We start from the raw sequence: 8,113 nt of genomic DNA, 5'->3' as shown, positions 1-8,113 counted from the left end.
TCAGGTTGATAGGTTCGAGGTGGAAGCATGGTGACATGTGGAGCTGACGAATACTAATAGATCGAGGACTTAACCATATAATATGAAGCAAATGTTATCTAGTTTTGAAGGAATATGCCTTCAATAGTTTGGTGATGATGGCAGAGAGGTCACACCCGTTCCCATACCGAACACGGAAGTTAAGCTCTCTAGCGCCGATGGTAGTTGGGACCTTGTCCCTGTGAGAGTAGGACGTCGCCAAGCAAAAACCTAAGTCGTTTCGACTTAGGTTTTTTTGTGGTTAATAACATAATACCTATTTCCGTATGCAAATAATTTTCCTCTATCCACTTTTATTTTACTAAAGAGTACGGAGAAACGCCTCCAGTAAAAATAGATTTTAATTCTGAATGAAGGTACTCCACCAACTGGATATCTTGTATGTTCTAACATTTCTTGCTCGGTGGCTAACCGTGGCCTCTCAATATGTGATGCTTTACCTACTCTAGAAGTGCTTGCTCAGAATCATATAAGTATTTTTGACGAATTGTTCTGGAGAAGCATTGATAGTTTGTGAGAATGTGAGATGCTCTGCAAAAATGTTTTGTATATGTAAGTATTGTTTATATTTTTTTGCAGTCCTTCATAAGGCTTCTTTTCTCCAAGTTAGAGATAATAACATAAGCCCATCATCTATATGTATCTCTCGAATCATAGATGATGGGCTTAAGTGTGAATAGTAGCTATGTTTATCTTTTGATATCAATGAGTTTAAAACGCTCACAAACGAGTAACATGTCTTCAGAAAATTCACGTCCAATTTTGTGTAACTCTTCTGTGAAAAATTTTATATGTGCTTTTCTCCAGTAGTCATAAGTTCGATCACCTTCGCCTTCTGCAATGGCAAATTCTTCGGGAACTTCATTCATTGGTGTTACAGTTACTTCTATTGTTTTAATAATGGCTACAGGCTCATCCTGGCTATTTAAGATAATGCTATAATCATTTGTCGTAGGAAGCGGCTCATTGTCTAGTTCATAGAAGATATGACCAGAGCATGTTGCTGTTTTCACGCCATCAATTACTAATTGAGCAAGATAGTCAGGAGATGCTCCGAACTGCCATGCACTGACAGATTGAGGTTTTTCACTTTCCTTCCAATACTCATCCCAATACTTTTGTGCTAATTGGTACATTTGTATCATTCACCTATTTCTCTATTATATAGTCAAATACATAATTCATTGCCATAAGGTTCTGCTCATCTATCTTTCCTATAAACCTCTATAATAATATTAAAGAATATTCGGAATAAAGAAGTCAAGCCATTTTAAACGACTACCTAAGTTTTCAAGATTAGATAATTTATTTCGAGTAATAAAACCAACGCTTTTTATGGAGAGTTTGTTTAACGTATCTTTTCGTCAAAATGAAGAAGGTACGTCTGTTAGGGTGGTATAATTGCAACTAACCGATTCTTTCATAGGAATATCGGTTAGTTGTTGTCTTTTTATAGGTGATCTTTCTATAGTTAGAGCAATACGAAGAGAGTGAACACAATGGCTAACAAAATGCGGTAATAGGCAAATGGCTTTAAACCGATTTTTGCTAGTAACTTTAAAAAAGTTACTACTGCCAACATTGCTACTACAAAAGAAGTAATAAATCCTACTGCAAACATGGGAATATCATCTATACTTAAATGTTCCCAACTTTTTAATAAGTCTAGACCTGTTGCACCAACCATGACAGGAAGAGCGATAAGAAAAGAAAATTCTGATGCAGCGTTATAATTTACTTTTGCTAACAATCCTCCAGACATTGTGGATCCAGCTCTTGAAAAACCAGGATATATCGCTAGACATTGAAATAATCCAATTGTTAATGCTTGACGATATGTTAAATCATCTAATGAATAAGAGGTAGCTTCAGGTTTTTTAACTTCTGCAAAAATCATAAGAATAGCTCCTGCTACAAGTCCGATAACGACAGTATATGGCTGAAATAAGTATGTTTTGATTACATCATGTAATAGTAAGCCAGCAACTACAGCTGGGAATACACCTAGGAAAACATGTAGTGCATTGAATTTTTTCTCTTTCTGCAAGAGAGGCTTAATGTTACATAAGGAAACAAGGCGTTTGTGATATAAAACAGCAATAGCTAAAATTGCTCCTAATTGTATGACAATCTCAAATGTTTTTGCTCTTTCTCCTTCAAAACCTAATAAGTGTCCTACTAGTATAAGATGCCCAGTAGAAGAAATAGGTAGGAATTCTGCTAGTCCTTCTACAATACCGAGTATGAAGGCAATAATTGTATTGCTCATAATTTCACTCCTATACAAAATATTAATGAAAAGCTATCTATGAAATACAATGTTAAGAAATAAATCTATTCATTTCTTTTTTAGTAAAAAACATTAAAGTTGTATAGATGGAATATAAAATTATAACTGTTATAAAGCTATACATTGTTAGTGTAACTGTAACGGGAGCCCATACTGTAATAAACGACCAAGGTGCTCCAAGTAGTATTTTGGGGAGTTTTAAAAAGAATAGTAGTCCCCCTGCAACGACACATATATTTATGAGAAATAATATGAATTTCTTTTTGTTTAATAAAGTCCAATTTCGGCGTTTTTGTAATAACCTTCTTATAAGTCTTATGGTTAAAATTATAAATAATATACTTAAGCACGCTGTCACAATGAATATTATGGTTGCTATTTTATCTACCTTTTGAAAGCTATCTATTTGCTGTGTACCGGAAATGTTCTTTCCGTTCCAGAGATCTATAACACCTTGACCAATTGATGTAGTAAATGTACTTTTCATATTTGCTAACACCGCTACACCTGTTTGTTCATCCGGTTGCATTATAATAAAAGACGAAAAGTTTGGATTTTCTCCATCATGGAATACAATTTTTTTGTCTTTTTGTAAAACAACCCATCCACTGGCATAGTAGCTATTATTAGCAACTGGTTTCACTGTCTTATCAGGGATATGTGAATCCGAAATTAGTTGTGGATCAATAGAATCGTTTGTTTCAGTTCCTAATTGAAGATTCATCCATTTTGCTAAATCATTTGTATTACTGATAACATAACCTGCGGGTGTATTACCACGATAGATAGGTTGTGTATATGCATATGGTCTCATAAATCTTAATTTATACCCAGTAGCCATCTCATTGGATTGTCCTTGTAAGTAGCCTACTAATGAATTTTTCATTCCAATTTGGTTTAAGATGTTTTGCTTCATATAAACTTCATATGGCTTTTTTGTCACTTTTTCAATTACAAGTCCTAAAATATCATAATTAATAGTTGCGTATTCAAAAGAGCTTCCTGGCTTATGATCCAATTTTGTGTGTTGTAATGTTTTGACGGTTGCTTCTAGTGCATCATTCTCTGTACTGATGGGAATATCGCTAATAGTGGTAGAAGGTATTCCGCTAGTTTGATAAAGCAAATGATTTAAAGTAATATTTACTGGTTTATCGTTATAAGTTAATTTTAGCCAGGGTAAAAATTTTGTGATATCGTCAGTTCTTTTTAGTAAGCCCTCTTTTTCTAATTGCAAAATAGCTAAACCTGTAAAAGCTTTACTTGTTGAAGCTAGCTCAAATAAAGTATCTTCATTCACGGGCTTTTTTGTTCTTAAATCTGCGTACCCAAATCCTTTTTGATAAACAGTTTTTCCTTTTTCGACAATGACTACTGATATTCCTGGTATTTGACTAAGCTCTTGTTGTTCTTTAATAAATTGGTCAATTTGTTGTATGCGTTGTTCTTTAGTTTGTTCACTTTCAGCAAAGCTAATTTGTGAAAATGGGATAAGAAAGACTAGTATTAAAAAACTGGTAGAAAGGTAATGGTAGAGTATCTTCTTTTTATTCATCTTTAATAGCTCCTGTCTGTGGGTAATAATAGATGACAAAGTGGTTGAAATCTTTTATAGGGAGTGTTTAATCCATATAACCGGAAATTAGACCCACACCTCAAAATTACCAGGGGGAACAAAAGAGAGGTGTGGGAACGACTTTTAATAAAAGTCTGATTTTAAGTGGTACATAACGCATCTACTAATAAATTTCTTGATTTATCTACTTAGATTAATGAATATCAACCTTTTTAAAATAGAATATTGTTGTGATAAAGCCGATAATAGATGTAGCTGCAATGATGATATATGAATATTCCGGAGGATATGTTGGTTGCAGTTCGTTATTTACTATATCGATTGTTGCTGCCCAAGGAAATAAATCTTTGTGCTCTGAGTTTGCAGTCATAACATTTATCATCGTTATAACGATTGTTAATATGATAGGCGGAACATAAGTTTTCATTACAAGGGTTAGCAGTACAATAGGGGTTGATAAAATAAAAAGAAATCCGCCACACATTAAAAATTTTATTAAAGATTGCAGAAGTAATGAGCTACTGAAGCCAGAGAAGTTTCCTAATAATCCTAATAATAAAGTTAGTCCCCAAGCAACTATAGTTAGCATCATAATCCAAACAAATAGGAGGATGAATTTACTTATAATAAAGTTAATACGTGATACAGGAATGGTTAATAGATTTTTTAATGTATCTTCCGTATATTCTCGGTTAAAGAGATAAGCAGTCACTACACCGTATAGGGGGATTCCAATTATTAAAACAGTATATAGATTGACATCAGAGAACAGTCTATCAAATAGTATAGTTGGATTAGGATTTTTTGTTTTTATGTGTACATATGAAGCTACTACTACCATAAAAGGTGCCACAGCTGCTCCAATAATACTAATTAAGAACATGTTAGAACGTTTTAATTTTAATAGTTCGGTGTATAGTAGATTAACCAATTGTTCCACCTCCAACTAATTTGGTGAAGTAATCTTCTAATCTATCTTCGCTCATCATAATTTTTAATACTTCGATATCGTTTTGGACAAATGTTTTATTAATCTGTCCTTGTTGTCCAAAATGGGAATAGACGCGAATGTTACCTTCATCATGAACCTCATAATCCGAAATATGGAATTGGTTTTCTAACAACATTGCAGCTTTATTATCGTTATTTACTTGGAATTCTAAGTATTTCCGATTTGTTTTTCGAAGTGTATCAAGAGCAATTTCCTCTAATAACTTTCCTTCATGAATAATTCCCATATGATCGACTAGCTGTTCGACTTCAGCTAAAATATGACTGGAAATTAATATCGTTATATTTCTTTCTTGTGCTAAAGATTTAATGAGCTTTCGCATTTCTTTAATACCAATTGGATCTAAACCATTAGTTGGTTCATCTAATATTAACAGTTCTGGATAATGGAGAAGAGCCCTTGCAATTCCTAACCGCTGTTTCATCCCTAAAGAGTATTTTCCTACTAGCTTTTTTGTTTCATTCTGCAAGCCTACAATTTCTAGTGCTTCTCCAATCGCATTCTTTTTATGAACCCCGATTATCTTTGCATTAATTAATAGATTCTCTCTTGCAGTTAGGTTTTCATAGAACCCCGGAACCTCAACGATAGAACCGATTCTCCTTAAAATTTCTTTTTGGTGTTGAAAAAAATCTTCCCCGAATATTTCGATTTTTCCGCTTGTAGGTCTTATTAATCCTAGTAGCATTCGAATTGTAGTCGTTTTACCAGCACCATTTCGCCCGATAAATCCGTAAATCTCTCCTTGGTTTACAGTTATATTTAGAGTATCTACTGATTTTTGTTTGCCATAAATCTTAGTGAGATTTGTTGTCTTTATAATTGCATTCATTTTGAAACACCTGCTTTCCATAAGCTCTTAATTACATGATATAAAGGAGGATTTAACTGCTACTTAATCATTTCTTAACTGTTTCTTAAAAATGGTTTGTTTTGGGATAGAAAATCCAAATGTGGTTCTTTCCCACGGAATACTTTCTACCCATATTTTCCCGCCGTTTTTTTCTACGAGAGCTTTAGCGATAGCAAGTCCTAGACCACTCCCGCCATGAGAATGGTTCCTTGATTGTTCACTTCGGTACATTCTCTCAAATACATTATTTAAATCATGTTTTGAAATTCCAGGTCCTTTATCCCAAATAAGCAGCTGATATTCATTAGTCGTCTCTAAGAGTTTTATTCCTATTATCTTTCCGGATTTTCCGTAATATATAGCATTTTTCATGAGGTTACCTATAACTCGTATAAGGCTAAGATAATCTGCTGTAACGGGACAAGGTGTTTCTGGGATGCTAACTTGTAACTCTAAATCATGTTTTGTTAGTTCAGGTAAAAATTCAATTAAAGATTCTCTAGCAATTTCAGCAAAATTGAGAGGCTCTTCCTTCAATGGAAATTCATCTGCATCTAGCTTGGCCATATTAAATATTTCATCAACTAATTGTTTTAAGTTGCCTGATTTCTTTGAAATAATTTCAAGATATTCTCGTTTCTCTTCTTCTGAAGTAGCAATATCATCTTTTAAAGCATCAACATAGCCAATAATAGAAGTAAGGGGTGTCCGGATATCATGCGAAATACTAGATAGGAGCTGTTTTCTAGATTCATGAGATTTTACAGCTTCAATTTGTACTTTTTCTAGCGCGGTTATTAATTCATTTGTAGAAAAGATTACTTCATCCAATGAATGATCGTTATTTGTATAGAGTCTTGCATGTGTATTTCCCTTGATAGCACGTTTTAATCCGGTAACCATGGATTTTCGATTTTCGATGAAATGAAGTCTTATAAAGAAAAGACTGATTGTCATAATGAAGAGTGCAATAAATAAAGCTAATCTTCCTGTTTCTAATTGATTGTTACTTATATCTATAAATAGGAGTACCGTGATTGCTAAAAGTTGCAATAGAAGAAGATACAGAACTTTATCATTCTTCATGCTTCTCACCTACAAATTTATAACCGATGCCCCAGATGGTTTGGATGAATTTGGGATTTGAAGGGTCAGCCTCGATTTTCTTTCTAAGCTTTCGAATGTGCACCATAACGGTATTATCATCTTCTATATAATTACTATCCCAAACATTGCGGAAGAGTTGCGTCTTTGTAAAAACTTGTTCAGGATTTGAGGCGAAGAACTTTAATAGTTCAAGTTCTTTTCCAGTTAAAGATATTTCTTTGCCATCTACGTTAACTATGTACTTGTTTACATCAATTGTTAGTCCTTTGAATGTTAAGAGTGTTTTTTCTTGTACGCTAGCGTTACTCCCTAATACTAAAAAACGCCTCATAAGAGCTTTTATTCTAGCAACCACTTCATTAATACTAAAAGGCTTTGTAATATAATCGTCTGCCCCTATGCTTAAGCCTAAAATTTTATCTACTTCTTGATCTTTAGCAGTGAGCATTAATATGGGGATATTTGTTTTATTCCTAAGTCTTCTACATACTTCGATACCATCAACTTTAGGCATCATAAGATCTAGTATGATGAGGTTATATTTATTTTGATTAAATAAGTGAAGAGCTTCTTCACCATTTATAGCGATATCAACTGTATATAATTCTCGTTCTAGATATTTTTTTAATAAATCTCGTATTTCTTTTTCGTCGTCTGCTATAAGTACACGGATATCTTCCATAGTTTCACCTGCTTATAATAGAGTTTTGTATTTTGTTTTCGATAATGAAAAATACAATAGCTATCTCATTATATACTATGAATTGTTAAAATAAGGTTGTAAGTATAGAATCAAATAGAGAAATGCAAATGTATGATAATCTACTAAAGATTTATAGCTGGGAGAAACTAAGTGGAAAGAAGGGGGGAGATCAATGCTACATAAAGAAGGAATAAATCTATCAAAAAAAATTTTGAAAAGCTATTGACGATTACTATATAGAGGTGTAGTATTATACGAGTCGCCGATAGCAACAACACAAAACGCGACAAACGAAATAAAAAACTTAGTTGACATTGAAACATGAAAGTGTTAACATAAGGGAGTCGCAAATGAGCGGCAAACAAGTTCTTTGAAAACTGAACGAAACAAACAACGTGAAACGTCAATTTTTATTTTTAGATGCTAGACAAACTAACTTTATTGGAGAGTTTGATCCTGGCTCAGGATGAACGCTGGCGGCGTGCCTAATACATGCAAGTCGAGCGAATGGATTAAGAGCTTGCTCTTATGAA

Annotated in this window: 7 protein-coding genes and 2 rRNA genes; 2 read left to right on the top strand and 7 right to left on the bottom strand. The window is 33.5% G+C overall.

Going from position 1 to position 8,113, the window contains the following annotated elements:
- Nucleotides 1-127 precede the first annotated feature (127 nt).
- Nucleotides 128-243 (top strand): 5S ribosomal RNA (rrf, locus tag C564_RS0130545).
- Nucleotides 244-728: 485 nt separating this feature from the next.
- Here rrf and C564_RS0130540 read toward each other — a convergent pair.
- The 7 genes from C564_RS0130540 to C564_RS0130510 form a co-directional block, all read right to left on the bottom strand.
- Nucleotides 729-1,175: an ASCH domain-containing protein gene (locus C564_RS0130540; protein WP_018768092.1), complete on the bottom strand. Its 447-nt coding sequence runs from the start codon at nucleotides 1,173-1,175 to the stop codon at nucleotides 729-731.
- Between the two features lie 335 nt (nucleotides 1,176-1,510).
- Entirely contained in the window at nucleotides 1,511-2,308 is a 798-nt protein-coding gene (bacA, locus tag C564_RS0130535) for an undecaprenyl-diphosphate phosphatase (protein ID WP_018768091.1), read from the bottom strand.
- A 52-nt stretch (nucleotides 2,309-2,360) separates the two neighbouring features.
- Nucleotides 2,361-3,884 (bottom strand): serine hydrolase domain-containing protein, encoded by a 1,524-nt coding sequence (locus tag C564_RS0130530; RefSeq protein WP_018768090.1) that lies wholly within the window; start codon nucleotides 3,882-3,884, stop codon nucleotides 2,361-2,363.
- A gap of 214 nt (nucleotides 3,885-4,098) precedes the next feature.
- The gene (locus C564_RS0130525; protein WP_016132255.1) at nucleotides 4,099-4,836 is read right to left on the bottom strand and encodes an ABC transporter permease; all 738 of its coding nucleotides are present in this window, start codon (nucleotides 4,834-4,836) and stop codon (nucleotides 4,099-4,101) included.
- Nucleotides 4,829-5,749, bottom strand: a complete 921-nt coding sequence (locus C564_RS0130520; protein ID WP_018768089.1) for an ABC transporter ATP-binding protein — start codon at nucleotides 5,747-5,749, stop codon at nucleotides 4,829-4,831. The genes C564_RS0130525 and C564_RS0130520 overlap by 8 nt, the downstream gene beginning before the upstream one ends.
- A 63-nt stretch (nucleotides 5,750-5,812) precedes the next feature.
- Nucleotides 5,813-6,856, bottom strand: a complete 1,044-nt coding sequence (locus C564_RS0130515) for a sensor histidine kinase (protein WP_018768088.1) — start codon at nucleotides 6,854-6,856, stop codon at nucleotides 5,813-5,815.
- Nucleotides 6,846-7,559 carry a response regulator transcription factor gene (locus C564_RS0130510; RefSeq protein WP_003205619.1) on the bottom strand — a complete coding sequence of 238 codons (714 nt, stop codon included), beginning with the start codon at nucleotides 7,557-7,559 and terminating at the stop codon, nucleotides 6,846-6,848. The genes C564_RS0130515 and C564_RS0130510 overlap by 11 nt, the downstream gene beginning before the upstream one ends.
- A 459-nt stretch (nucleotides 7,560-8,018) precedes the next feature.
- Here C564_RS0130510 and C564_RS0130505 point away from each other — a divergent pair.
- Nucleotides 8,019-8,113: ribosomal RNA gene (locus C564_RS0130505) — 16S ribosomal RNA — on the top strand; the annotation flags it as partial.

The organism is Bacillus sp. 105MF (assembly GCF_000374885.1).
Classification (GTDB): domain Bacteria; phylum Bacillota; class Bacilli; order Bacillales; family Bacillaceae_G; genus Bacillus_A; species Bacillus_A pseudomycoides.
This window is presented reverse-complemented; position numbering and strand designations above follow the sequence as displayed.

What these genes read in the sequence shown, in the direction of transcription:
- C564_RS0130515 (WP_018768088.1), bottom strand. Translation starts at nt 6,856, where the DNA reads ATGAAGAATGATAAAGTTCTGTATCTTCTTCTATTGCAACTTTTAGCA.
- C564_RS0130540 (WP_018768092.1), bottom strand. Translation starts at nt 1,175, where the DNA reads ATGTACCAATTAGCACAAAAGTATTGGGATGAGTATTGGAAGGAAAGT.
- C564_RS0130530 (WP_018768090.1), bottom strand. Translation starts at nt 3,884, where the DNA reads ATGAATAAAAAGAAGATACTCTACCATTACCTTTCTACCAGTTTTTTA.
- C564_RS0130510 (WP_003205619.1), bottom strand. Translation starts at nt 7,559, where the DNA reads ATGGAAGATATCCGTGTACTTATAGCAGACGACGAAAAAGAAATACGA.
- bacA (WP_018768091.1), bottom strand. Translation starts at nt 2,308, where the DNA reads ATGAGCAATACAATTATTGCCTTCATACTCGGTATTGTAGAAGGACTA.
- C564_RS0130520 (WP_018768089.1), bottom strand. Translation starts at nt 5,749, where the DNA reads ATGAATGCAATTATAAAGACAACAAATCTCACTAAGATTTATGGCAAA.